We start from the raw sequence: 21,427 nt of genomic DNA on the forward strand, positions 1-21,427 counted from the left end.
TTGCGTCCAGGCGGAGGCGGCGCCCGTCATTGGTCAGCGCGGGGCCAGACGAGCGGGGGTAGTGACGCCGCTCCCAGGATCAGCTGTGCAGAGCCGTCCAGGCTGCTATCTGGACCGATGAGCACTTCACCGAGTCCGGGGAGGACGTCGTGAGGGATGAACCACCTTTGCATCTCGTTCGGCCCGAACTCCTGCGTGATCCCCCCGCGCAGGGGCCCGGAGGAACAGTCCTTACGGGCGCGCAGCGCGGTCCAGCACCAGCCCCGTCCGCGCGCCCGGCCGCAGCCAGACGAGCCACGTGAGCGCCGAGCACGCCAGGTACGCCGCCAGGAAGCCGAGGTACGCGGCGTCCCCGTTGTGGCTGGCCTGGAACGACTGCCGGAAGGCGAGGTTGACGATCACCCCGCCGAACGCCCCGATCGCGCCCGCGAGCCCGATGAGCGCGGCTGAGCGCCGCCGTGCGTCGGCCTCCGCCGTCGCCGGGTCGGCGCCCGCTGCGACGGCGGCCCGGGCCCGGCCCTGGTAGTGCGCGGGGATCATTTTGTACGTCGAGCCGTTGCCGATCCCGCTGAGCACGAACAGCGCGACGAACCCGCCCAGGAACAGCGGCAGCGAACCCGCCCGGGAGGCGGCGAGCACGACGGCCGTCCCGGCGCCCATGGCCGCGAACGTCGCGAGCGTGACGCGCGCGCCGCCCCAGCGGTCGGCGAGCCGTCCGCCGACGGGCCGCAGGAGCGAGCCGAGCAGCGGCCCGAGGAAGGTGAGCGCGGCGGCCTTGACCGGGGTGTCGAAGCGGTCGTGGAACTGCACCTGGAGCACCTGCCCGAAGGCGAAGCCGAACCCGATGAACGAGCCGAACGTGCCGATGTACAGCGCCGACACGGCCCAGCCGTACGGGTCCCGGGCCACCTCCCTGAGCGCCCGTCCCTCGCCGGTCGAGGAAACCGCCAGGTTGTCCATCTTCCACCAGGCCCCCGCCGCCGCGAGCACGATCAGCGGCAGGTAGACCAGCGGCAGCAGCCGCGGGTGGGCCACGCCCGCCGTGGCGAGGACGAGCAGCCCGAGCAGTTGCACGGCCGGCACTCCGAGGTTGCCGCCGCCCGCGTTGATGCCGAGCGCCCAGCCCTTGAGCCGGTGCGGGTAGAAGGCGTTGATGTTGGCCATGGACGAGGCGAAGTTGCCGCCGCCGACACCGGCCACGCAGGCCACCGCGAGCAGCGTCCCGTACGAGACGCCGGGCCGCAGGACGAGGGCAGCGAGCACGGTCGGCGCGAGCAGCAGCAGGGCGCTGATCACCGTCCAGTTCCGCCCGCCGAACCGCCCGACGGCGAAGGTGTACGGCAGGCGCAGCAGCGCGCCGAGCGCGGTGGGGAGCGCGGTGAGCGTGAACTTGCCCGCCGTGTCGATGTGGTACTGGGGCCCGAGGAAGAGCACGAGCACCGACCACAGGCTCCACACCGAGAAGCCGATGTGCTCGGAGAGGACGGAGAAGACGAGGTTGCGCCGGGCGATCCGGGCGCCGGAGCGCTGCCAGAACTCCTCGTCCTCCGGGTCCCAGGCGCGCAGTTCGGCCGGTCTGGCGTCGACGGCGGTGGTCACTGCGCACCCCCGGACACCCGGACCGGCCAGATCTTCAGGACTGCCGGGCTACCGTCGGGGGCGGTGTCCTCGTCGAGGCAGCGGCCGTCGGTGAGGTCGAAGACGTGCTTGTACATCGGCGAGGCGAGGGTCGGGCGGTCGCCGCGGCTGCCGAGCAGGCCGCGGGAGAGCACCTGGGCGCCGCTGAACGGGTCGAGGTTGTCGACGGCGTACAGCGTCCCGGTGCGGTCGACGAACAGCGCGACCTGGTGCGCGTCGCCGATCAGCGCGGCGACGCCGCGGCCGGGCTGCAGGTCGTCGAGGGTGCAGACGGCGTGCCAGCGGGTGCCGTCGTGGATCTGAACGGTCACGGGGTGAGCACCTCCAGTCGGGCTCCGGCGACGAGCACCGGAGCGTTGAGGGCGTTGAGGCCGGTGAGGGCGGTGAGGGACTGTCCGTCCTCGCCCGGGCGGGCGGGGCGGATCTGGCCGCGTTCGGGGACGAAGGTCACGGCCGGGTCGGGGGTTCCGGGGGCGTTGACGAAGGAGGAGAAGCGCCGCATCCGGTCGGGGTCGGCCAGGGTCTCGGCCCATTCGTCCTGGTAGCCGCTGATGTGACGGACCATCAGTTCATCGAGCTCGGCGGCGATGCCGAGCGAGTCGTCGAGGACGACGGCCCGCAGGTGGTCGAGGCCGCCCTCCAGGCGCTCCAGCCAGACCGAGGTGCGTTCGAGGCGGTCGGCGGTGCGGATGTAGAACATCAGGAAGCGGTCGATGGTGCGGATGAGTGTCTCGCGGTCGAGGTCGGCGGCGAGCAGGTCGGCGTGCCGGGGCGTCATGCCGCCGTTGCCGCCGACGTAGAGGTTCCAGCCGGCCGAGGTGGCGATGATGCCGAAGTCCTTGCTCTGCGCCTCGGCGCACTCGCGGGCGCAGCCGGAAACGGCGGCCTTGAGCTTGTGCGGGGAGCGCAACCCCCGGTAGCGGAGCTCCAGTTCGATGGCGAGGGTGGTGGAGTCCTGGACGCCGAAGCGGCACCAGGTCTCGCCGACGCAGGACTTCACGGTGCGCAGCGACTTGCCGTAGGCGTGCCCGGACTCGAAGCCGGCGTCGACCAGCTTGCGCCAGATCACCGGGAGCTGGTCGACGGTGGCGCCGAACATGTCGATCCGCTGGCCGCCGGTGAGCTTGGTGTAGAGGCCGTGGTCGCGGGCGATCTCGCCGATCGCGATGAGGCCCTCGGGGGTGATCTCGCCGCCGGGCACGCGCGGGACGACCGAATAGGAGCCGTTGCGCTGGAGGTTGGCGAGGAAGTGGTCGTTGGAGTCCTGGAGGGCGCCCTGTTCGCCGTCGAGGATGTGGCCGTTGCCAAGGCTGGCCAGGATGGAGGCTACGGTGGGCTTGCAGACCTCGCAGCCCTCGCCGCTGCCGTGCCGGTCGAGCAGGTCTGAGAAGGCGGTGATGCCGGTGACGCGGACGATCTCGTACAGCTCGGCGCGGGTGTGGGCGAAGTGCTCGCACAGGCCCTTGTCGGTGCTGACGCCGGCCGCCTCCAGCTCATCGGTGACGACGGTGCCGAGCAGCTTGATGCAGCTGCCGCAGCCGGTGCCGGCCCGGGTGCACTTCTTGACGGCGGCGACGCTGTCGCAGCCCTGGTCGCGGACGGCGGCGCGGACGGCGCCCTGGGTGACGTTGTGGCAGGAGCAGAGCACGGCGTCGTCGGGCAGTGCGACCGGCCCGGCGTTCGCGAACCCGGCGGGCAGCACGAGCTGTTCGGCCGGGACGGTGAGCGGCTTCCCGGCCACCGCGAGCGGGCGCAGCGTGCCGTAGGCGTCGGTGTCGCCGACCAGGACGCCGCCGAGCAGGGCGCCGTCCTGCCCGATGACGAGCTTGCGGTAGACGCCGCCGCGGCTGTCGCTGTAGAGCACGTCGAGCGCACCCTCGGCGGTGCCGTGCGGGTCGCCGAAGCTGGCCACGTCGACGCCGAGGAGCTTGAGCTTGGTGGAGGTGTCGGCGCCGGTGAAGCCCTCTCCCGGCAGCTCCGCGAGGGTGCGGGCGGCGGTCTCGGCCATCTGGTAGCCGGGGGCGACGAGGCCGTAGACGCGGCCGTCGGCGGCCTGGGCGCACTCGCCGATGGCGAGGATCGCCGGGTCGGCGGTGCGGCAGTGCTCGTCGACGACGACGCCGCCGCGGGCGCCGACCGGCAGGTCGCAGTCGCGGGCGAGCTGGTCGCGGGCGCGCACGCCGGCCGAGAACACCACGAGGTCGGCGGCGAATTCGCGACCGTCGGAGAGCGCGAGCCCGGTGACCCGGCCGTCCTCGCCGGTGACGACACCGCTCGCGCCGGCGCTGGTGTGCACCGTCACGCCGAGGTCCTCGATCTTGCGGCGGAGCACGGCGCCGCCGCCGTCGTCGACCTGGACGGCCATCAGGCGGGACGCGAACTCGACGACGTGGGTGGTGAGTCCGCCCGCCCGCAGCGCTCCGGCGGCCTCCAGGCCGAGCAGCCCGCCGCCGACGACGACGCCGGTGCGGGCCGTTTTGGCGGCCGCGCGTATGGCGTCCACGTCCTCGATGGTGCGGTAGACGTGGCAGCCGGGGGCGTCCTTGCCGGGCACCGGCGGGACGAACGGGACCGAGCCGGTGGCCAGCACGAGTGCGTCGTAGTGGAGTTCGGAACCGGACCGGGTGGTGACGGTCCGCCCGGCCCGGTCGATCGTGGTGACCGGGTCGCCGAGGCGCAGGTCGATGCCGTGCTCGGCGAGGAAGCCGGGCGGGCACAGCGAGAGGTCCTCGGCGGTGCTGCCGTCGAACAGCGCGCTCAGGTGGACCCGGTCGTACGCGGGCCGGGGCTCCTCGGCGAGCACGGTGACCCGCCAGCCGGCCGCGGCGGGCTGCGCGGTGAAGGCCTCCAGGAAGCGCTGGCCGACCATGCCGTGGCCGACCAGGACGAGGTCGCGGACAGTGCCGTTCGCGCTGCGGTGGTCTGTGGTCATCGCGGTACTCCTCGGGTGAGCAGGTGCAGGGGGTGGCCGCCGAGCGGTCCGTCGCTCTCGAAGGCGCCGGCCAGCGCGTCCACGGTGGCCAGGTCGCCGAGCAGGATCGCGCCGACCAGGCGGTCGCCGCGCAGGACGAGCTTCTTGTAGCTGCCGCGGGTCGCGTCGGCGATCCGCAGGACGTCGAGGCCGGGGTCGAGGGTCTCGTCGACGGCGCCGAAGGCCGCGTACTCCAGGTCGCCGGTGCTGAGCCGGGCACGCGGGAGGCTGCCGGTGTAGCGGGCGTCCGGGTCGGCGCCGGACAGCCGCCGGGCGAGCTCGTCGGCCTGCTCCCAGGCGGGGCCGGCCAGGCCGTGGACGGTGCCGCGGTGCTCGGCGCAGTCGCCGATCGCGGACACGTGCGGGGCGGCGGTGGCGAGCCGGTCGTCCACCAGGATCCCGGTGCCGACGGGCAGCCCGGCGCCGTACGCGAGGGCGGTGCGGGGGCGGGTGCCACAGGCGAGCACGACCAGGTCGCAGTCGAGCCGGTAGCCGTTGGCCAGTTCCACCGCGCCGACCTTCTCCCCGCCGTGGACGGCGCGGGCGCGGTTGCGGGCGTAGGTGTCGACGCCGAGCGCGAGCAGGCGCTCCCGCAGCACCTCGGCCGCCTCCTGGTCGAGTTGACGCTCGATCAGATATGGTCCCTGGTGGACGATTTCGGTGCGGACACCGAGCGCGGACAGCGCCCGCGCGGCGCTCACGCCGAGCACCCCGCCACCGATCACGACCGCGCGCTTCGCGGTGACGGCCTCCTCGGCGAGCCGACCGCAGTCCTCCAGCGTGCGCAGGGTGTGCACGCCCTCGGCGAGGCCCAGCCCGTCGGGGCGGCGCAGCCCGCGCACGGGCGGCAGCACCGGGTTGGAGCCGGTCGCGAGGACGAGCTCGTCCCACGGCTCGGCCGTGCCGTCGGCCAGGGTCAGCGTGCGGGCGGCCGGGTCGAGGGCCACCACCTCACAGCCGGGCCGTGCTTCGGCGCCGCCGAGTGGCAGCGCGATCGACTCGGCGTCGTAGCGCCCGGTCAGGACGTCGGCGAGCAGCACCCGGTTGTAGGGCGCGCGCGGCTCGGCGCCGTAAACGGTGACGGTGCCCGGCCCGCCGAGCGCGCCGTAGCGCTCGGCGAAGCGGGCGCCGGCCATTCCGCCGCCGACGACGGCGATCCTCGGGGTCACGGGGGTCACGGGGCCACCTCCTGCTCGACGCGTTCCACCCGGACGGCGCACAGCTTGAACTCCGGCATTCGGGACACCGGGTCGAGCGCCGGGTTGGTCAGGCTGTTCGCCCGGCCCGCGCCCGGCCAGTGGAAGGGCATGAACACGGTGTCCGCCCGGATCGCGTCGGTGATCCGCGCCGGGGCCACCGCCCGTCCGCGCCGGCTCGTCACCGCCACCGGCTCCCCGTCGGCCACCCCGAGCCGCTCGGCGAGCCGCGGGTGCAGCTCGACGAACGGGCCGGGCGCGGCCTTGGTGAGCTCGGCCACCCGCCGGGTCTGCGCGCCGCTCTGGTACTGGGCGAGCACCCGGCCGGTGGTCAGGTACAGCGGGTACTCCTCGTCCGGCTCCTCGCCGGCCGGGCGGTGGGTGACGGCCACGAAGCGGGCCCGTCCGTCCGGCGTCGCGTACCGGTCGAGGAAGAGCCGCCTGGTGCCCGGGTGGTCCTCGGCCGGGCAGGGCCAGAACACGCCGTCCTCCGCCGCGATCCGCCGGTAGCTGATGCCCGCGTAGTCGGCGTCGCCGCCGGCCGAGGCGCGGCGCAGCTCGTCGAAGGCCTCCTCGGCCTCCGTCGGGAAGCCGGTCGCGACGCCCAGGCGGGCGGCGAGTTCGCGCAGCACCCACAGTTCGCTGCGGACGCCCTCCGGCGGGTCGAACGCGCGGCGGCGCAGGATGACCCGGCCCTCCAGGTTCGTGGTGGTGCCGTCCTCCTCCGCCCACTGCGTCACGGGCAGGACGACGTCCGCGAGGCGCGCCGTCTCGGACAGCACCAGGTCGGCGACGACCAGCAGGTCCAGCGCGCGCAGCCGCTCGGTGACATGCCCGGCGTTCGGCGCGGACACCGCCGGGTTGGAGCCGGCCAGCAGCAGCGCCCGGACGCCGTCCGGCCGGCCGAGGCCGTCCAGCAGCTCGTACGCCGACTTGCCCGGGCCGGGGATGCTCCCGGCCGGCACGCCCCACACCCCGGCGACGTGCGCGCGAGCGGCCGGGTCCTCGATCCAGCGGTAGCCGGGCAGTTGGTCGGCCTTCTGGCCGTGCTCGCGCCCGCCCTGCCCGTTGCCCTGGCCGGTCAGGCAGCCGTAGCCGCTGAACGGGCGGCCGGAGTGGCCGGTCGCCAGGCACAGGTTGATCCACGCGCCGACGGTGTCGGTGCCCTTGCTCTGCTGCTCCGGACCGCGCGCGGTGAGCACCATGCCGGTGGCCGCGGTTGCGAACAGCCGGGCGGCCTCGCGCAGTTGGTGGGCGGGCACGCCGGTGATCCGCTCGACCCGGTCCGGCCAGTGCGCCATCGCGGCCTCGCGGGCCGCCTCGAAGCCGGTCGTCCGCTCGGCGACGAAGCCCTTGTCCACCAGGCCGTCGGCGATCACCAGGTGCAGCAGGCCCAGCGCGAGCGCCAGGTCTCCGCCGGGGCGGGGCTGGAGGTGCAGGTCGGCGAGCTCGGCGGTGCGGGTGCGGCGCGGGTCGACGACGATCAACGTGCCGCCGTTCTCACGCAGTTCGCGGAAGTAGCGCACGGCCGGCGGCATCGTCTCGGCCGGGTTGCCGCCGACCAGGATCAGGCAGCCGGTGTGCGGGATGTCCTCCAGCGGGAACGGCAGGCCCCGGTCCAGGCCGAAGGCCCTGCGGTGCGCGGCCGCCGCCGAGGACATGCAGAACCGGCCGTTGTAGTCGATGTTCGCGGTGCGCAGCACCACCCGGGCGAACTTGCCCAGCAGGTACGCCTTCTCGTTCGTCAGCCCGCCCCCGCCGAACACTCCCACCGCGTCCGGACCGTGCTCCTCCCTCGTGCGGGTGAGCCCGTCCGCCACGCGGTCCAGCGCCTCCGGCCAGGAGGCGGAACGCAGCGGCCCGCCGGGCCGGTCGCGCAGCAGCGGGCCGGTCAGGCGGACGTCCCGGGCGAGCACGGCCGCCGCCGAACGGCCCTTGCCGCACAGCGCGCCCCGGTTCACCGGGAACTCCGGCCGCTCCAGCACCTCGGGCGCGACGTCGACACCGCCCAGCCGCATGCCGCACTGCAGCGAGCAGTACGGGCAGTGGGTGTCGGTGGTCGGCGGCGGGGCCGACGGGCGGGTGAGGTTCATGCCGAGGAATGTCCGCCTCCGCTGTTTCGCGACCGCGTCACCCGTGTTGCGCGCGCGGTACACCTCACTCACGGCCTTCGGGCCCCAGGGTGCGCAGTAGGGGACACCAGCCGTAACCGGAGCATCCGTTTCGGTCACCTGGAGGTGACGGGCGGGCAACGCCCCCGTAACGTGCGCGCCGCACGCTGACCTGCATGGCAACCCCCACCACCCAGCCCGGTCCCCTCACCGGCTTCACCATCGGGGTCACCGCGGCGCGCCGCCGCGAGGAGCTCGTCGCCCTCCTCAGCCGGCGCGGCGCCCAGGTGGTCGAGGCGCCCGTGCTGCGCATCCTGCCGCTCGCCGACGACCTCGCCCTGCGCGAGGCCACCGAACGGTGCCTGGCCGCCCCGCTCGACTACGTGGTCGCCACCACGGGCGTCGGCTGGCGCGGCTGGATGAGCGCCGCCGAAGGGTGGGGCCGCGGTGCCGCCCTCGCCGAGGCCTGCCGGGGTTCGGTCGTGCTCAGCCGGGGCCCCAAGGCCACCGGCGCGGTACGGGCCAGCGGCCTCGGCGAGGGCTTCTCCCCCGGCACCGAAGCCACCGACGAACTCCTCACCTGGCTGCTCGCCCGCCCCCTCGACGGCTGCCGGATCGCCGTCCAGGAACACGGCGTACGGCTCGACGCCTTCGCGGCGGCCCTGCGCGAGCGCGGCGCCGAGGTGATCTCCGTCCCTGTCTACCGCTGGGCCCCGCCGGACGACATGGCCCCGGTACGGCGGCTGGTCGAGCAGACCGTCCGACGCCAGGTGCACGCGCTCACCTTCACCAGCGCGCCCGCCGTCGCCGCCTTCCTCGCCACGGCGGAGGCCGAGGGCCTGCGCTCGCAGGTACTCGACGCGCTGCGCGGGGACGTCCTGCCCGTGTGCGTCGGCGCCCTGTGCGCGCGGCCGTTCGCGGACCTCGGCCTGCCGACGGTCTACCCGGAACGCGGCCGGCTCGGCTCGCTCGTCCGGCTGCTCGCAGAGACCCTGCCCACCCTCGGTCGGCGCGAAATCCCGTTGTCCGACGTGGTGTTGACGCTCCAGGGCAACGCGGCACTGGTCGACGGCGAGAGCCACCTCCTCAGCCCGCGCGGCGCCGCCGTCCTACGGGCGCTCGCGGAGCGACCGGGGCGTGTGCTGAGCCGCGCCGAACTCCTGCGCGCGGCCTGGACGGACGCGAGCGCGGACGAACACGCGGTGGAGGCGGCGGTCGGGCGGTTGCGGGCGGCACTGGGGTCGCACGCGGGGCTGATCCGGACCGTCCCGAAGCGGGGCTACCGGCTGGCGGCCGGCTGATGCTGCTGGCCGTAGCCCACGGAAGCCGGTACGCGGCCTCGTCCGCGACAATTCGAGCTCTGCTGCGGCGCGTTCGGCTACTCCGCCCCGAACTGACCGTCCGATGCTGCTTCCTGGACCTGAACCTGCCGTCCCTCGAACAGGCCCTATCCCAACTGCGCGGCGAGAGCCCCATCCTGGTCCCGTTGCTCCTGAGCACCGGCTACCACCTACGCGTCGACATCCCGGCCGCCCTGGCCGCCGCCGGCCTCCCCACGTCCCAGGTCGCCCGCGCGCTCGGCCCACACCCCCTGCTGGCCGAAGCCCTGGCGGCGAGACTGGCCGAAACCGGCGCCACCCCCGAGGCCCCTGTCGTACTGGCCGGGGCCGGCTCCTCCGACCCGACGGCCCTCGCCGACACGACACGGATGGCGCACCTCCTGGCACGCCACCTGGGCCGCCCAGTCACCCCCGCCCACCTGTCAGCGGCAACCCCCACCCCCCACGAGGCAGTAGCCGCCCTCCACGATGCCGGCCACCGGGAAGTAGCCGTCGCCACCTACCTCCTGGCCCCGGGCTTCTTCGCCCGCCGAGCCGCCACAACGACAGCGACGTGGACGAGCGCCCCCCTGGCCGCCCACGAGGCAGCGGCCCGCCTGATCCTCCACCGCTACGACGAGGCGCGCGCAGCGACGGCACTGCCTCTGGCCGCCTGAGTCAGTCCACCGACTGGCGCGGCTCACCGTGGAACACCTGCCGCACGTGCCACTCCCGGTGCCGGTCCGCGACCGGCGGGGTTGCCCCGCCGCGGGCCGATGACGGAGAGCGACCTCTATCTGCGCTATGTCAAGGAGAGCCTCCGACCGGCACTGATCCTCACCGGCGTGGTCCTGCTCCTGTTCGGGCTCGTCGCCGCCGTACGTGACGTCCGCCCTACCGGCGAGGAGCACGACGGCGACCATGGCCACGGGCATTCCGCAGCCGGTCCGCGGCCGGCCTGGCTCCTCGCCCTGCCCGCCGTCATGCTGCTGCTCTTCGCCCCGCCCGCGCTCGGAGCCTACACCGTCGCCCGCGACGGCTCCGGCACGATCGCCAAGCAGGCCTCCTTCCCGCCGCTGCCGCCGCAGGATCCCGTGGCCCTGTCCCTGACCGAGTTCACGAGCCGCGCCGTCTGGGACCGAAAGGAGTCGCTCAAGGGCCGCACGGTCCGCCTCACCGGCTTCGCCACTCGCGTGAACGGCACCACCTGGCAGCTCAGCCGCATCATCGTCAGCTGTTGTGCCGCCGACGCCCGCGCGGTGAACGTCGAGATCCACGGCATCCCCGCCCCCGCCGCCGACACGTGGGTCACCATCACCGGCACCTGGCGGCCGGCAACCGAGCTCCCCTCCCTGGACGCCGGCACGCTGGCCACCTGGAACACCGTCCCGCGCAGTCCCCGGAACTGGTCCAGGACCACCAGCACCGGCCGTTCGCCGCCGGCGTCGACGTGCATCCGGCAGAGCGGGCCGCCGAAAAAGCCCGCGCCGAGCGCGAACTCCCGTACCAGGTAACCGTCTTCGGCGTCGAATGCCGAGAAGCCCCGTCCCCGGGTCGAGCCCGGCTGGATGACCACGGGCCGCCCGCCGAGCTCGGCACCGAGCAGTTGCCCCGGGCCGGCCATCGGGCCGGTCCGGACCGTGTAGGGGTTCGACCTGCGTATGCGGTGCCGAACCTCGCTGTTCTCCACGGGGAAGAGGGGAACCGGCACCGTTCGCCGGGCGGCCCCTGAACCGCGGACCCTACCAGCCAGGCTGCCCCACCCTCTCCTGACCCGGCGGGCCGGCCGAACGGCGCACGACGACCTCCAGGTTCCCCGGACGCTGCCCCCGACACTGCCCCTCGGGCCCTTGTGCGAGCCGCGGAGCCCGTTATAGACCGGAATGGACACAGAGCGACCGCGGCTTGAACCGCCTGTCCAGGAGGTGCATGTGCACGCGCATGACCAGAAACCGCGGGGCGAGTCCGAGCGCCGTGACCGCAGCCGGCCGACCGCACAGCGGCAGTCCGCGCCGCTGGAGCCCCGCTCGATCGGTGCGCTGCAGCGCACCATCGGCAATGCTGCCGTTGTCCAACTGCTCAGGCAGCAGCAGGAGTCGGAAGAAGCACCGGTCCAGCGTTCGACGGTCCACCAGGTGCTGCGGTCGCCGGGCCGTCCGCTGGCCGACGGCGTGCGGGAGGAGATGGAGGCCCGTCTGGGCGCCGACTTCAGCAGCGTGCGGGTCCACGACGGCCCTGCCGCGGCCCACTCGGCGGCCGAGATCAGCGCCCGCGCCTACACCTCCGGCGAGCACGTCGTGCTCGGCCGCGGCGGCACCGACAGGCACACGCTGGCACACGAGTTGACCCATGTCATCCAGCAGCGGTCGGGCCCGGTGGCCGGCACCGACCACGGCGGCGGACTGTCCGTCAGCGACCCCGGCGACCGTTTCGAGCGCGCCGCCGAGGCGAACGCCGTCCGGGTGCTGAGCGGGCCCGTGCCCGATGCCGTCCAACGGGCCGCCGTCGGGTCTCCGTCCCCGGCACAGGAGCTGTCGGTACAGCGGGCGTTCACCGGCGCTGCGTACGTCAGCTACGGCGGAGTGAACGCAAACGGCGTCGGCACCACGATGCACGCCGAACTCTGGCCCGGGCAGCTCGGAACGGGCTCCGTGCCCAAGGAGCAGCCGTCCTGGTGGCCCAAGACCGGCACGACCGGCACCTGGTTCAAGAACTACATGGTGCAAGGGCACCTGCTCAACCACAACGTCGGTGGCCCCGGCGTCATGAAGAACATGACGCCGATCACCGCGTCCGCGAACTCGGCGCACCACGCCAAGGTCGAGAAGGACGTCAAGGACGAGGTGCTGAACAAGGGCAACGTGGTCGAGTACTACGTGGAGGCCGACTACAGCAAGCACCCCGCCGCGAAGGACTTCAAAACGGGCGACCCCGGTGTGGACACCGACATCGACACCAACTACGCCGACAAACTCGCGGGCAAGGTCCACGCCGAGTACACGGTCTACGACACCACCGGCAAGGAGCTGCGCGGCGACGCGTGGGAGATCGAGAACAACCGGATGTAGAACCGACCGCACCCGCTGTCGTCGCTGAAAGCGCCGAAGGAGACGTACGTACGTGATCAACCCCCGTGCCCGGCTGACCGCGATGATCGCCGACCTGGACCGCAACCCCCGCGTGCAGCTCCTGGAGGCCACCGTCGAGCCACCGACCTCACCGGACGACATCGAGCTCGCCACCCGCCTGGCCGACGGCCGTCTCCCGGGCGGTGTCGAGGCCTTCTACCGCGAGGTCGGCGCGGTCCGCCTGACGTGGCGGCACACCGTTCCCGAGTTCCTGAACAACGACCTCTCGGATCAGGGCGTGATCGACCTGCTGCCGTTGCGTGAAGTCTTCGGCGACTGGAAGGGCGTCACCTGGCACTCGGCGAAGGACCAGGAATTCCGCGCCGTCAAACCCTTCGACAGGTTCGTCCCCGAAGCCTGCACGGCCTTCGTTCCCCCCCTCGACACCGTCCACTACCACTACCTCGGCGAGGAGCTGTACGACACCGGGTACTCGTTCGACGCGTACCTGGAACGGCTGATCGCCTCCCGTGGTTTCTGGTACTGGCCCCAGACCCTCTGCCGGGGTCTGGAGGACAGTGCGGAGGTCACCGCGTTCCGCCGCGCGATGCCGGCCGTCTTCCCGGACTACGACGACACGCTGTTCCAGCCGGCACAGCACTGAGCCCGTGCACCGCCGAACCGGCGCTGCGGAACGGCCGGCCCCTCCGCAGCGCCCGGACGGTCGGCGTCCGGCGGTGTGCTGCGGTCATGCGGGTTCCCGGACGATCGCCTGGCCTTGGGCCGGGCTGTCCGGCGGGCCGCCTGGGGCGGTCGGGGTGCGTTGATGGCCGGCCGGTGCGGGCGGGCTGCCCGGAGGACCTTGCGGCGGGACGGCCGGGGGTGCGGGGGCGGCTTGTGGGGGCCGGGGCCAGTGGGCGAGGTCGTGGCGGAGGGCGTCGAGTCCGGCCAGGCAGGTGTCGATGGTGGCGATGGCGGCGCTGCTGTGCTCGCGGATGCGGCGTTCGATGGCGGTGAGCCGGTCTTCGATGTGCTGCCAGCGGTCCCGGGTGGTGAGGGGGTCAGGTGCGTCGTTGGTCGCTGTCATGGCGGAGGCGTTCGGTGCGGTCGGTGAGGTCGTCGAGACGGGTGGCGAGGTCCGGGTGGGTGGCGGTGAGGTGGGGCCGCATGTCGGCGAGGGGTGTTATCAGGTCGGCCGGGTCGGGGGTGCCGAGGGCCGCGGTGAGCGCGGCCAGTGCGGTACCGGCCCGGGGGGCCAGGCCGGGCGCGGCGGTGATCTGCGCGGCGAGGACGCGCAGGTCGGCGGCGTTGTCGCGGGCCCAGGCGGTGACGGCGCGGTCGGCGGCCCGGCGGTCGCGGACCGCCTTGACGCGTTCGGCCCCGGTTCCGGTGGCGGCGCGGGTCCGCCCGGCGGGCCGCAGGCGCAGGTAGCGGTTCTCGGCGGCCTGGCGGCTGGCGACGCCCATGGGCTGGGCGAGGTCGGCCCAGGTGGCGCCGGCGTCGCGGGCGTTCTCGACGAGGCCGGCTTCCCAGCCGGCGAGTTCGGTGCGCAGTTCGCGCAGCAGGACCAGGGCGGCCAGGGCGGGCTCGGGGCCCTCGCCGGGTGCACCGGCGCCGGACCGGGTGGGCGGGGTGGTGTTCTGGGCGCTGCGGACGGCGTCGTCGATGGCGGCGAGCGCGGCGGCGGCGGCGAGGAAGGACGCCGGTCCTGTGGGCGGGCCGCTGCCGGTGGCGGAGGTGTCGGGCTGCTGTCCCATAGCTGTCACTCCTTTGGCGACCCAGGTGTTTGTCATCGGATGGATGACATGCTAGAACAGATTCAGGTGAAGCGCACTGGCACCCATTCGATCAGTGGAGGTGTTTCGCGATGCTGATGCGCACTGACCCGTTCCGCGAGCTGGACCGGCTGACCCAGCAGTTCCTGGGCACGAACGGCACCTGGTCGCGGCCGGCCCCGATGCCGCTGGACGCGTACCGCACCGGCGACGAGTACGTGATCTGCTTCGACCTGCCCGGGGTGGACCCGCAGGCGATCGACATCGACGTCGAGCGGAACACGCTGACCGTCAAGGCCGAGCGCCGTCCCCGCCACGAGGGCGAGGGCGTGAAGTGGGAGCTGTCCGAGCGCCCGCTCGGTGTCTTCTCCCGCCAGGTCATGCTCTCCGACATCCTCGACCCCGCGGGGATCAGCGCCGACTACGACGCCGGCGTGCTCACGCTGAAGATCCCGGTCGCGGAGAAGGCCAAGCCCCGCAAGATCGAGATCAGCCACAGCGGAAGCCGCAAGCAGATCCAGGCCTGACCCCTCCCACCGGACCGCCGTCCCGCACCGACCCCCCCCCGGGCCCTGTGGGACGGCCCCCGCCCGGCCGGACGACCCACCCGGCCCAGCACGTTCCGGCACTACGGTGTCCGGCCGGGCCCCCAGCAAGAGACCACCATGCGCGACCAGCGGCACGAACCCATCGTGGTACGGGCGAACGGCGAGATCGACCTCGACACCGCCCCCTCGCTGCGCCGTGCGCTGGCCGCCGCGCTCGAGTCACACCGGGAGGTGGTACTCGATCTGTCGGAGGTGACGTTCATGGACTGCGCGGGCCTGGGCGCCCTCGTCCACGCCCGCAACGAGGCCGACCGGCGCGGCGCTCGTCTGGCCCTGCGCGGGGCCGGCCGCCGCGTGGTGCGGCTGCTCAAGCTCACCGGTCTGCACCGGCGCCTGGCCGTGGAGCCCTGACCGGGGCGCCGCCTCGCGTCGGCCCGGGCCGTGGGACGGAGGGAGAACTGCGGTGACTCTTCGATGGGAAGCGTTCCTGGACACGGTTCAGGAACGCGGTGAGTACGACACCCCTCGGGAGGCCGAGCGGGCGGCGCGTGTCGTCCTGGCCCTGCTCGGCGCCCACCTCGTCGGCCAGGTCCGCGCCGACCTCGCGGCCCGGCTGCCCGAGACCCTCGCCCTGATCCTGCTCAACCCGCTGGAGGCCGCCGAGCCGCTCACGTCCGAGCGGTTCGTGCGCGCGACCGCGGCCTGGATCGAGGGCGCCACCGAAGCCACGGCCCTGTGGGACATCGGCGCCGTTCTGTCCACCGTGGCCGACGCGGCCGGAGACGACCTCACCGAGCGTGTCCTGCTCCAACTGCCGCCCGGCTACGACCTCCTGTTCGGCCGGCCCCAGCCCGGCCACCGCCCCTGAAATCCGCCCCGTGCCGCCGCAACTGCCCGGCCGGCCACCGCCCCTGAAATCCGCCCCGTGCCGCCGCAACTGCCCGGCCGGCCACCGCCCCGGAAGGCCACCGTCTCATGACCCGGTACCGCCTCCTTCTCCAGCAGGTCCGCAACCTCGGCCGCTACACCTGCGACGAGGAAGCCGAACGCGTCCTGCACGCGGTCCTTTCCGTCCTCGGCTCCCAGCTCACCGGCGAGGAACGCTGCGACCTCGCCCAAGCCCTGCCCCAGCGGGCCCGCGCCGTCCTCGTCTCGCAGATCCCGCTGCCCCAGCCGGTCGCCGCACCCGCTTTCGTCGAAGCCGTCGCCCGCGCCCTGAACACCAGCCTTACCGGCGCCCGTTGGGACGTCTCCTCTGTCCTGGCGGCCCTGAGCGACCTCGCCGGGGAGCACCTCACTGACCGTCTCCTCGCCGGCCTGCCCCGCGGCTACGCCCTCCTGTTCGGCCGCGCCGACCTCACCACCGCGGCTTGACCCGGGGCGGCACCACCGCCACCTCACCCCACCCCACCTCCCCGCAACGGTGGAGAGCCGCGGCCGTCCGGCGGCCGAGCGCGGAGTCGGTCGCGGCGAGTTCCCACGGCCCGTCGGTGAGCTGGAGTTCCGCCTCATGGACGACCTGCTCGACCGCCCTGACCATGCCCACGGCGGGAAGCCCATCGGCGGGAAGCCCATCGGCGGGAAGCCCATCGGCGGAGCCTGGCGCGCCGTCCGAGGGGGCGTCAGGGCAGTGGCACGGCGTGCAGGCAGGTGTGCCGGCCGGGCCCGGCCGGTTCCGTGAGGGGCCGTGCCACCTCCCCGGTGATCTCCACCCGGAAGGTGCCGGCTTCGTCCGCGTATACCGGTACCCCGTCCGCTGTCACCGTTCCGGTGGCGTGGACGACGACGACTTCCGGCGGGCCGTGCCGGCCGGGCAGTCCGGGCAGGGTCACCGCGTACCGCGCGGGGGCGTCCACGGCGGGCCCCCTCAGCGTGGCTGCCGGCCGGCGCCGGCCAGCAGGGCGACGGGAACGGTGGCGTGGATGGGGAAGACCTCGTCGGCGCCGGTGATCTCCAGCAGTCGCCGGGTCTGGGCCGGCGGCGCGGCCAGCACCATCCTCACGCCCGCGGCTTCCGCCTGCAGCCGCACGGTGAGCAGGGCGTTGAGACACACGGAGTAGCAGAAGGTCAGCCCGGCCAGGTCGATGATCAGCCGCGCGGGGCTGTCCGCGAGCGCCTTCGCGAGGACGTCCTCGAGTATGCCGCGGTCGCCCTGGTCGACTTCACCGTCGAGACGGACGGTCACGGCCGTCCCGGAGCGCGTCGTGGTGATTCGCAGGCGCGGTGTGGTGACCCGCAGAACGGATTCGCTGGGCTGGAGCACCGAACTCACCGCCCTTCTCAGCAGCCGGGCCCGTCGGCGGCCGGACCGCCGGGGGTGGCGCCCGGGGCGGGGTGCCCTACACCGGCGCGGTGGCCGGCGAGGACCTCGACGTGTCCGGACGCCCGGTTCCGCGATCGCCCGCCACAGGGACACGGTGCGGCGCTGCGCCGGAGGAGGTCGGGGGCGGGCTCACGCGTACTCGTCATGATGATCACCCCTGGAAGGTGCGGTGGCGGTACCGGGGCCGGAACCAGGATCGACATCGGCGAACAGGGCCAGCAGACCGGCGATCTCGTGAGGGGCCTCGGCAGGGTGGCGGAAGTGCGTACCGTGTACGACGCGGTAGTGGTTGCGGCGTCCATGCCGGGTGTGGGTCAGGTAGCCGGCGTTCTCAAGATCGGTGACGATCCCCTGAACGGCCCGCTCGGTCACTCCGCATACTGCGGCGAGATCTCGCAACCGCACTTCCGCGTCACGCGAGATCATCAACAGCACACGGGCGTGGTTCGTCAGGAACGTCCAGCTCGTACGCGGTTCCCGCTCGTCCGACATACCACAAGTATGAACCCGGATTCCGGTTTTTCAATGCCTGATCCCAGATTCCGCTGTGGCTCAATCCGCCTGCTCTCGGCCCTCCCGGACACCCGCCCCGAGGCCTTACGCCGCCGCGCCCGCCGCCGCCCCTGCCGCCGGCCCCGACCTGCGCCGGGCCCGGTGTGGTGGCGGTACGGCCGCGCCGGACGGCACTCCATGAGCGACGCGCTCGACAACCTGGACGACCGCGCCGCCTGGATCAACGCCAGGCCGCCCGAGTACTTCGAGTGGAGCAGCCCGAAGTCCAACTGCTACAACCAGCCCACCGCCGCCGTCGCGCTCGGCGCGCCCCGGGCGAACGGCGGCACCTACGCCGCCAGGATCAGCGGACAGCAGGCCAGCACCAAGTGCAAGTCGTCGGCGGAGACCACCAAGCAGGGAGCCGTCCAGCGCGGCGCGATAGGCAACACCACCCGCGGCTTCGTCCGCAACGGCGACACCTGCCTGCGCGCCCCCCCACGATCCCGCGGTCGACCTGGCCGCCTGCACGAGCGGCGACTACCAGGCCTGGGTCATGGGCGCGGACGGAACCCTGCGCCTGTCCCGGGACGACTGCCTCGCCGGCCAGGACGCCACCGTGACCTCCGGCCCGTGCCAGGGCCAGGACCCCGATGGCCTGGTCACCGACCCCGCCAAGCTCTGGACCTACGACCCGACCGCGCACCTCCTCAAGAACCGTCAGTCCGGCCGCTGCCTGACCGCCACCGGCAACCGCGTCTCCACCCAGGACTGCACCGACTCGGCCGGTCAGAAGTGGACGCTCCCGCCGTCCGAGTACTCAGCCCAGCCCATCCCGACCCCCACGCCCACGCCGACCCCCACGCCCACGCCGACCCCCACGCCCATCCCGACCCCCACGCCCATCCCGACCCCCACGCCCACGCCGACCCCCACCCCCACGCCGACCCCCACCCCCACGCCGACCCCCACCCCCACGCCGACCCCCACGCCGACCCGGCCCACCACCTCCCTGACCGACCTGCCCTGGACCAGGGCCACCGGCGGCTGGGGACCGGTCGAGAAGAACACCGGCAACGGTGAACGGCGCAGCGGCGACGGCCACCCGATCTCGATCCGCGGCACCACCCCCGCCAAGCACCTCACCGCCGACCTCACCGGCGGTACCACCCTGCGCCTGGCCGTCACCAACGGCGGCGACAACAACGGCTGGGACCACGCCGACTGGGCCGGCCCCCAGCTCACCTGCGCCAAGTGACCCACTCCGTCCCGCGCCACCCGCTGCCCCGCCCGGGCCGGGTGGTGCACGGGACTCCGTGACCTGGAGACCCGCATCGACGCCGCGTGAGCAGGCGGCCCGGGCCCACGCGGCCCCACCCGGGAGCCAGGATCCCTCCCCATCGCGCCGGCGGGCTCCCTCGGCCCGTCCGGCGCGACCCCGGGCAGCCCGCCCCCGGAACCATCCGGCGGACTGCCCGGGGCTTCCGAGCCGAAGACCGCGGTGCCCGGCGCGGCCGGAGGCTGAAGGCGAGCCGGTCTTCAGGACGGCGAGAACCCACCAGATCGGCAGGTCCGGAAGCCCGACACGGGTGATCCGGAACCACTGCCCGAGGACCGGGACAGTCCGTGCCTAGGAGGTTGTCTCACGTGGCAAGTTTCGAGAGCTTCTTGTAGCAGGTCAGGGCGGCGGCCATGGCCAGGCCTCGGCTCTGCCAGTCGTTGCGGACCACGTACGGGATCTTGAGACCACGAGCAGCCCATGGCAGGCTCATGCCGCATGATCGATGAATACGCGAAAGACAACCTGCACGGGAGACTGCGGCGGGACCGCAACGCGCTGCTCTGGAAACTCGACGGCTTGTCCGAATACGACGCCCGCCGACCTTTGACAGCGACCGGGACCAACCTCCTCGGCCTGGTCAAACACGTGGCCACCGTCGAGGCCAGATACTTCGGCGAGGTCTTCGACCGCCCTTCCCCGGAACCGCTGCCCCGGTGGCAGGACTATGACGGCAGCGATCTGTGGGCGACCGAGGACGAGACCCGCGATCAGATCATCGGGTTCTACCGGCGCACGTGGGAACACGCGGACGCGACGATCAACGAGCTTCCCCTCGACGCCCCCGGCCACGTGCCGTGGTGGCCGGAGCCTTGTCCCAACACGAACCTGTTCGCCGTCATGGTCCATGTCCTCGGCGAGTCCAACCGGCATGCCGGGCACGCCGACATCCTGCGCGAGAGCCTCGACGGCCGGACCGGGGTGCGCCCCGAACACGGGAAGCAAATCGACGAGGAGGCCCGTGCGGCCTACTGCGCGAAGATCGAGCAGGTCGCCAGATCGGCCGCGCCAATCAAGGCTTAGAGGTTGTCCCACGTGGCTTGATGTTCGTGCGCCATGATGCCGGTCGGGGGTGCTGATCTATCGAAGCGTCTGGTTCCTGGGGAGCTCTGGCAGCCGGCCGGCCCATTGCCTCCGTCACTCGCTGCTCGTCCGCAAGGTGGTGGGAGACCGCTCCATCGGGAAACCCGGCCGGTTCGTCGCCGACCACTTCGGCGGCCCCAGACCTTCACAACCGGCGACCTCGGCCCGGTCGTGCTCCACCGGGCCGGCCGCCACCGCGCCGCCACCGACCAATCCGCGGCCTCGGTCGCTCCGGTCGCTCCGGTCGCTCAGGCGGCTTCCCGACGAGGTGCCGGTGCCCAGCCTGAGCCAGGCCACCGGCTGGACGCAGCCCACCGATCGCGGCCTGGGTGAGGCGCGCCGTGACTCCGCCCTCGGTGACGGCCTGGTCACCTCACCTGGCCAGCCGCCCCCGGCGTCCGGGCTCTCGAACAGCGCGGCCGCCTGGCTGGTTGGACCGAGGTCTGCGACGACCTCGGGAACGGGGTCGCCCTCGTCTCCGGCCGACCGGCTGCCCGGTCGCGGACCCGCAGGCCGGCACCTGGCCCGGCCGGCGTGCGGATGCTGACGCGGTTCTCGTACTTGCGGCGGGCCTTGCGCTGGGCCTGCCGCGGGAACGCCGTGCCCACCGTCGAGCGGTCGGCGTGGCGGGCGAGGAGTCTGAGCGAGGGCCGGACGTGGCGTCCGGTCCCGCGCCCCGCAGGCCTTCCGCCGTGCCGGGTCTGGTGGGCGTCTGGTCAGTCGGCCCGTCCGCCGGCGGGGGACGAGGTCCAGCCCTGCTGCCGGAGCCGTTCGAAGCCGTCCAACAGCAGGTCGAGCGCGAACTCGAACTCGAACTGGTCGTCGCAGCCATGGCCCACCACGGAGTCGTCGTCGTGGGCGCTTGCCCCGGCCAGCTCCGCGACGTAGGGGTACCGCTCCGCCAGCTGCCGGAACGCCGCGTCCTGCTCGGCGGCACGCGGGTCGGGCCCAGTACCGGGCGCGGTGGCGGTGGCGGGCGGAGCGTCGAAGACCTCCTGGGTGAAGCCGAGAATGCGACTGCCCAGGGCGTGCATCACGTGATGGGTGAGGTCGACCGAGAGCCCGCCGGTCCGGAAGCTGCCGATCACCGCGTCCATGTGGGCGAGCAGCGCCGGGGTGGGGCCGCTCCGGGACCGGATCACCTGCAGGGCCCAGGGGTGGCTCCGCAGCGCCTCCCGGGCCGCGAGGATCCGCCCGCGGACGGCGGCGCGCCAGTCGGGGCCGAGGTCCGGCGACCCGATCCCGCCGACCACCGCGTCGACCATGCCGTCCAGCAGCTCCTCCTTGTTGGCGACGTGCTTGTAGAGCGCCATCGGCACCACGCCCAGCTCCTGGGCGAGCCGGCGCATGCTGAGCGCCTCGATCCCCGTCCCGTCGGCGAGCGCGACGGCCGCGCGCAGCACCCGGTCCCTGCTCAGGGGGGCCCGTCGGGCCGCGTCCGTCGGCTGGGCCATCTGCCGGTCTCCCTCGGTTCGACTGCCGGACCGGTGTTCCGGCTTGACGAGTGTACGGCGTACGCCTACCGTGAGTGCCAGGTGTACGCCGTACACCTTTCGAGGGGAGT

The 21,427-nt window shown here is 73.4% G+C and carries 24 protein-coding genes and 1 pseudogene; 11 read left to right on the forward strand and 14 right to left on the reverse strand.

What is annotated here, in order from left to right; all coding sequences use genetic code 11:
* Nucleotides 1-231 precede the first annotated feature (231 nt).
* The 5 genes from ACZ51D_RS33405 to ACZ51D_RS33425 are packed head-to-tail and all read right to left on the reverse strand — an operon-like array spanning nucleotide 232 to nucleotide 7,898.
* A complete protein-coding gene (locus tag ACZ51D_RS33405; protein ID WP_465624636.1) occupies nucleotides 232-1,599 on the reverse strand; it encodes a nitrate/nitrite transporter in 1,368 nt (455 codons plus the stop codon).
* Nucleotides 1,596-1,949: a nitrite reductase small subunit NirD gene (gene nirD, locus ACZ51D_RS33410; protein ID WP_465624638.1), complete on the reverse strand. Its 354-nt coding sequence runs from the start codon at nucleotides 1,947-1,949 to the stop codon at nucleotides 1,596-1,598. Before nirD ends, ACZ51D_RS33405 begins: the two co-directional genes overlap by 4 nt.
* A complete protein-coding gene (nirB, locus tag ACZ51D_RS33415) occupies nucleotides 1,946-4,570 on the reverse strand; it encodes a nitrite reductase large subunit NirB (RefSeq protein ID WP_465624640.1) in 2,625 nt (874 codons plus the stop codon). Before nirB ends, nirD begins: the two co-directional genes overlap by 4 nt.
* Nucleotides 4,567-5,787 carry an NAD(P)/FAD-dependent oxidoreductase gene (locus ACZ51D_RS33420; protein WP_465664358.1) on the reverse strand — a complete coding sequence of 407 codons (1,221 nt, stop codon included), beginning with the start codon at nucleotides 5,785-5,787 and terminating at the stop codon, nucleotides 4,567-4,569. Before ACZ51D_RS33420 ends, nirB begins: the two co-directional genes overlap by 4 nt.
* Nucleotides 5,784-7,898 carry a molybdopterin oxidoreductase family protein gene (locus tag ACZ51D_RS33425; RefSeq protein ID WP_465664359.1) on the reverse strand — a complete coding sequence of 705 codons (2,115 nt, stop codon included), beginning with the start codon at nucleotides 7,896-7,898 and terminating at the stop codon, nucleotides 5,784-5,786. The genes ACZ51D_RS33420 and ACZ51D_RS33425 overlap by 4 nt, the downstream gene beginning before the upstream one ends.
* 194 nt (nucleotides 7,899-8,092) lie before the next feature.
* On the opposite strand from ACZ51D_RS33425, the gene ACZ51D_RS33430 reads away from it, so the two are divergent.
* Together ACZ51D_RS33430 and ACZ51D_RS33435 are read left to right on the forward strand one after the other, a co-directional pair.
* Nucleotides 8,093-9,217, forward strand: a complete 1,125-nt coding sequence (locus tag ACZ51D_RS33430; protein WP_465624646.1) for a uroporphyrinogen-III synthase — start codon at nucleotides 8,093-8,095, stop codon at nucleotides 9,215-9,217.
* Nucleotides 9,217-9,912, forward strand: coding sequence for a sirohydrochlorin chelatase (locus tag ACZ51D_RS33435; RefSeq protein WP_465624648.1), 696 nt, complete (start codon nucleotides 9,217-9,219; stop codon nucleotides 9,910-9,912). The genes ACZ51D_RS33430 and ACZ51D_RS33435 overlap by 1 nt, the downstream gene beginning before the upstream one ends.
* A gap of 1 nt (nucleotide 9,913) precedes the next feature.
* Here ACZ51D_RS33435 and ACZ51D_RS33440 read toward each other — a convergent pair.
* Nucleotides 9,914-10,016 (reverse strand): annotated as a pseudogene (locus ACZ51D_RS33440) (phosphorothioated DNA-binding restriction endonuclease); the annotation flags it as partial.
* On the opposite strand from ACZ51D_RS33440, the gene ACZ51D_RS33445 reads away from it, so the two are divergent.
* The 3 genes from ACZ51D_RS33445 to ACZ51D_RS33455 all read left to right on the forward strand — a co-directional run bounded on the left by ACZ51D_RS33445 (nucleotide 10,012) and on the right by ACZ51D_RS33455 (nucleotide 12,967).
* Nucleotides 10,012-10,749, forward strand: a complete 738-nt coding sequence (locus tag ACZ51D_RS33445) for a TIGR03943 family putative permease subunit (protein WP_465624650.1) — start codon at nucleotides 10,012-10,014, stop codon at nucleotides 10,747-10,749. The pseudogene ACZ51D_RS33440 and the gene ACZ51D_RS33445 sit on opposite strands and share 5 nt — an antisense overlap.
* A gap of 417 nt (nucleotides 10,750-11,166) precedes the next feature.
* A complete protein-coding gene (locus tag ACZ51D_RS33450; protein ID WP_465624652.1) occupies nucleotides 11,167-12,303 on the forward strand; it encodes an eCIS core domain-containing protein in 1,137 nt (378 codons plus the stop codon).
* Nucleotides 12,304-12,355: 52 nt separating this feature from the next.
* Nucleotides 12,356-12,967, forward strand: a complete 612-nt coding sequence (locus ACZ51D_RS33455; protein WP_465624654.1) for a hypothetical protein — start codon at nucleotides 12,356-12,358, stop codon at nucleotides 12,965-12,967.
* Between the two features lie 84 nt (nucleotides 12,968-13,051).
* Here ACZ51D_RS33455 and ACZ51D_RS33460 read toward each other — a convergent pair whose 3' ends face one another.
* Both ACZ51D_RS33460 and ACZ51D_RS33465 read right to left on the reverse strand, forming a co-directional pair.
* Complete coding sequence (locus tag ACZ51D_RS33460; RefSeq protein WP_465624656.1) at nucleotides 13,052-13,390, reverse strand: hypothetical protein; 339 nt, start codon at nucleotides 13,388-13,390, stop codon at nucleotides 13,052-13,054.
* Nucleotides 13,365-14,060, reverse strand: a complete 696-nt coding sequence (locus ACZ51D_RS33465) for a hypothetical protein (RefSeq protein WP_465624658.1) — start codon at nucleotides 14,058-14,060, stop codon at nucleotides 13,365-13,367. The genes ACZ51D_RS33460 and ACZ51D_RS33465 overlap by 26 nt, the downstream gene beginning before the upstream one ends.
* 110 nt (nucleotides 14,061-14,170) lie before the next feature.
* Here ACZ51D_RS33465 and ACZ51D_RS33470 point away from each other — a divergent pair, with 110 nt between their 5' ends.
* The 4 genes from ACZ51D_RS33470 to ACZ51D_RS33485 all read left to right on the forward strand — a co-directional run bounded on the left by ACZ51D_RS33470 (nucleotide 14,171) and on the right by ACZ51D_RS33485 (nucleotide 16,000).
* A complete protein-coding gene (locus tag ACZ51D_RS33470; protein ID WP_465624660.1) occupies nucleotides 14,171-14,605 on the forward strand; it encodes an Hsp20/alpha crystallin family protein in 435 nt (144 codons plus the stop codon).
* Nucleotides 14,606-14,743: 138 nt separating this feature from the next.
* The gene (locus tag ACZ51D_RS33475) at nucleotides 14,744-15,037 is read left to right on the forward strand and encodes an STAS domain-containing protein (RefSeq protein WP_360506728.1); all 294 of its coding nucleotides are present in this window, start codon (nucleotides 14,744-14,746) and stop codon (nucleotides 15,035-15,037) included.
* A 52-nt stretch (nucleotides 15,038-15,089) separates the two neighbouring features.
* Nucleotides 15,090-15,494 (forward strand): DUF2267 domain-containing protein, encoded by a 405-nt coding sequence (locus ACZ51D_RS33480; protein WP_465624662.1) that lies wholly within the window; start codon nucleotides 15,090-15,092, stop codon nucleotides 15,492-15,494.
* A gap of 107 nt (nucleotides 15,495-15,601) precedes the next feature.
* Nucleotides 15,602-16,000 (forward strand): DUF2267 domain-containing protein, encoded by a 399-nt coding sequence (locus ACZ51D_RS33485; protein ID WP_465624664.1) that lies wholly within the window; start codon nucleotides 15,602-15,604, stop codon nucleotides 15,998-16,000.
* On the opposite strand, the gene ACZ51D_RS33490 is transcribed toward ACZ51D_RS33485, so the two are convergent.
* The 4 genes from ACZ51D_RS33490 to ACZ51D_RS33505 form a co-directional block, all read right to left on the reverse strand.
* The gene (locus tag ACZ51D_RS33490; RefSeq protein ID WP_465624666.1) at nucleotides 15,984-16,172 is read right to left on the reverse strand and encodes a hypothetical protein; all 189 of its coding nucleotides are present in this window, start codon (nucleotides 16,170-16,172) and stop codon (nucleotides 15,984-15,986) included. The genes ACZ51D_RS33485 and ACZ51D_RS33490 overlap by 17 nt on opposite strands.
* Before the next feature lie 76 nt (nucleotides 16,173-16,248).
* Nucleotides 16,249-16,482, reverse strand: coding sequence for a DUF6296 family protein (locus ACZ51D_RS33495; RefSeq protein WP_465624668.1), 234 nt, complete (start codon nucleotides 16,480-16,482; stop codon nucleotides 16,249-16,251).
* 11 nt (nucleotides 16,483-16,493) lie between these two features.
* Nucleotides 16,494-17,042: an STAS domain-containing protein gene (locus ACZ51D_RS33500; RefSeq protein WP_465624670.1), complete on the reverse strand. Its 549-nt coding sequence runs from the start codon at nucleotides 17,040-17,042 to the stop codon at nucleotides 16,494-16,496.
* A 36-nt stretch (nucleotides 17,043-17,078) separates the two neighbouring features.
* Complete coding sequence (locus ACZ51D_RS33505) at nucleotides 17,079-17,441, reverse strand: helix-turn-helix transcriptional regulator (RefSeq protein WP_465624671.1); 363 nt, start codon at nucleotides 17,439-17,441, stop codon at nucleotides 17,079-17,081.
* A gap of 517 nt (nucleotides 17,442-17,958) precedes the next feature.
* Here ACZ51D_RS33505 and ACZ51D_RS33510 point away from each other — a divergent pair.
* Nucleotides 17,959-18,699, forward strand: a complete 741-nt coding sequence (locus ACZ51D_RS33510; RefSeq protein ID WP_465624730.1) for an NPCBM/NEW2 domain-containing protein — start codon at nucleotides 17,959-17,961, stop codon at nucleotides 18,697-18,699.
* A gap of 385 nt (nucleotides 18,700-19,084) precedes the next feature.
* Here the strand turns inward: ACZ51D_RS33510 and ACZ51D_RS33515 are convergent, their stop codons facing one another.
* Nucleotides 19,085-19,213 (reverse strand): hypothetical protein, encoded by a 129-nt coding sequence (locus ACZ51D_RS33515; RefSeq protein ID WP_465664360.1) that lies wholly within the window; start codon nucleotides 19,211-19,213, stop codon nucleotides 19,085-19,087.
* Nucleotides 19,214-19,218: 5 nt separating this feature from the next.
* Between ACZ51D_RS33515 and ACZ51D_RS33520 the strand changes: the two genes are divergently transcribed.
* The gene (locus ACZ51D_RS33520; protein WP_465664361.1) at nucleotides 19,219-19,803 is read left to right on the forward strand and encodes a DinB family protein; all 585 of its coding nucleotides are present in this window, start codon (nucleotides 19,219-19,221) and stop codon (nucleotides 19,801-19,803) included.
* Nucleotides 19,804-20,579: 776 nt separating this feature from the next.
* Here ACZ51D_RS33520 and ACZ51D_RS33525 read toward each other — a convergent pair.
* Complete coding sequence (locus ACZ51D_RS33525) at nucleotides 20,580-21,317, reverse strand: TetR/AcrR family transcriptional regulator (protein ID WP_465664362.1); 738 nt, start codon at nucleotides 21,315-21,317, stop codon at nucleotides 20,580-20,582.
* Nucleotides 21,318-21,427 lie beyond the last annotated feature (110 nt).

This window comes from Kitasatospora sp. NPDC033851 (assembly GCF_055576085.1).

Excerpts from the sequence above, each read along its gene's own strand:
- ACZ51D_RS33465 (WP_465624658.1), bottom strand. The coding sequence starts at position 14,060 with ATGGGACAGCAGCCCGACACCTCCGCCACCGGCAGCGGCCCGCCCACA.
- ACZ51D_RS33435 (WP_465624648.1), top strand. The coding sequence starts at position 9,217 with ATGCTGCTGGCCGTAGCCCACGGAAGCCGGTACGCGGCCTCGTCCGCG.
- ACZ51D_RS33485 (WP_465624664.1), top strand. The coding sequence starts at position 15,602 with ATGACCCGGTACCGCCTCCTTCTCCAGCAGGTCCGCAACCTCGGCCGC.
- ACZ51D_RS33425 (WP_465664359.1), bottom strand. The coding sequence starts at position 7,898 with ATGAACCTCACCCGCCCGTCGGCCCCGCCGCCGACCACCGACACCCAC.
- ACZ51D_RS33505 (WP_465624671.1), bottom strand. The coding sequence starts at position 17,441 with ATGTCGGACGAGCGGGAACCGCGTACGAGCTGGACGTTCCTGACGAAC.
- ACZ51D_RS33430 (WP_465624646.1), top strand. The coding sequence starts at position 8,093 with ATGGCAACCCCCACCACCCAGCCCGGTCCCCTCACCGGCTTCACCATC.
- ACZ51D_RS33525 (WP_465664362.1), bottom strand. The coding sequence starts at position 21,317 with ATGGCCCAGCCGACGGACGCGGCCCGACGGGCCCCCCTGAGCAGGGAC.
- ACZ51D_RS33475 (WP_360506728.1), top strand. The coding sequence starts at position 14,744 with ATGCGCGACCAGCGGCACGAACCCATCGTGGTACGGGCGAACGGCGAG.
- ACZ51D_RS33515 (WP_465664360.1), bottom strand. The coding sequence starts at position 19,213 with ATGAGCCTGCCATGGGCTGCTCGTGGTCTCAAGATCCCGTACGTGGTC.
- ACZ51D_RS33520 (WP_465664361.1), top strand. The coding sequence starts at position 19,219 with ATGATCGATGAATACGCGAAAGACAACCTGCACGGGAGACTGCGGCGG.
- ACZ51D_RS33445 (WP_465624650.1), top strand. The coding sequence starts at position 10,012 with ATGACGGAGAGCGACCTCTATCTGCGCTATGTCAAGGAGAGCCTCCGA.
- ACZ51D_RS33460 (WP_465624656.1), bottom strand. The coding sequence starts at position 13,390 with ATGACAGCGACCAACGACGCACCTGACCCCCTCACCACCCGGGACCGC.
- nirB (WP_465624640.1), bottom strand. The coding sequence starts at position 4,570 with ATGACCACAGACCACCGCAGCGCGAACGGCACTGTCCGCGACCTCGTC.
- ACZ51D_RS33470 (WP_465624660.1), top strand. The coding sequence starts at position 14,171 with ATGCTGATGCGCACTGACCCGTTCCGCGAGCTGGACCGGCTGACCCAG.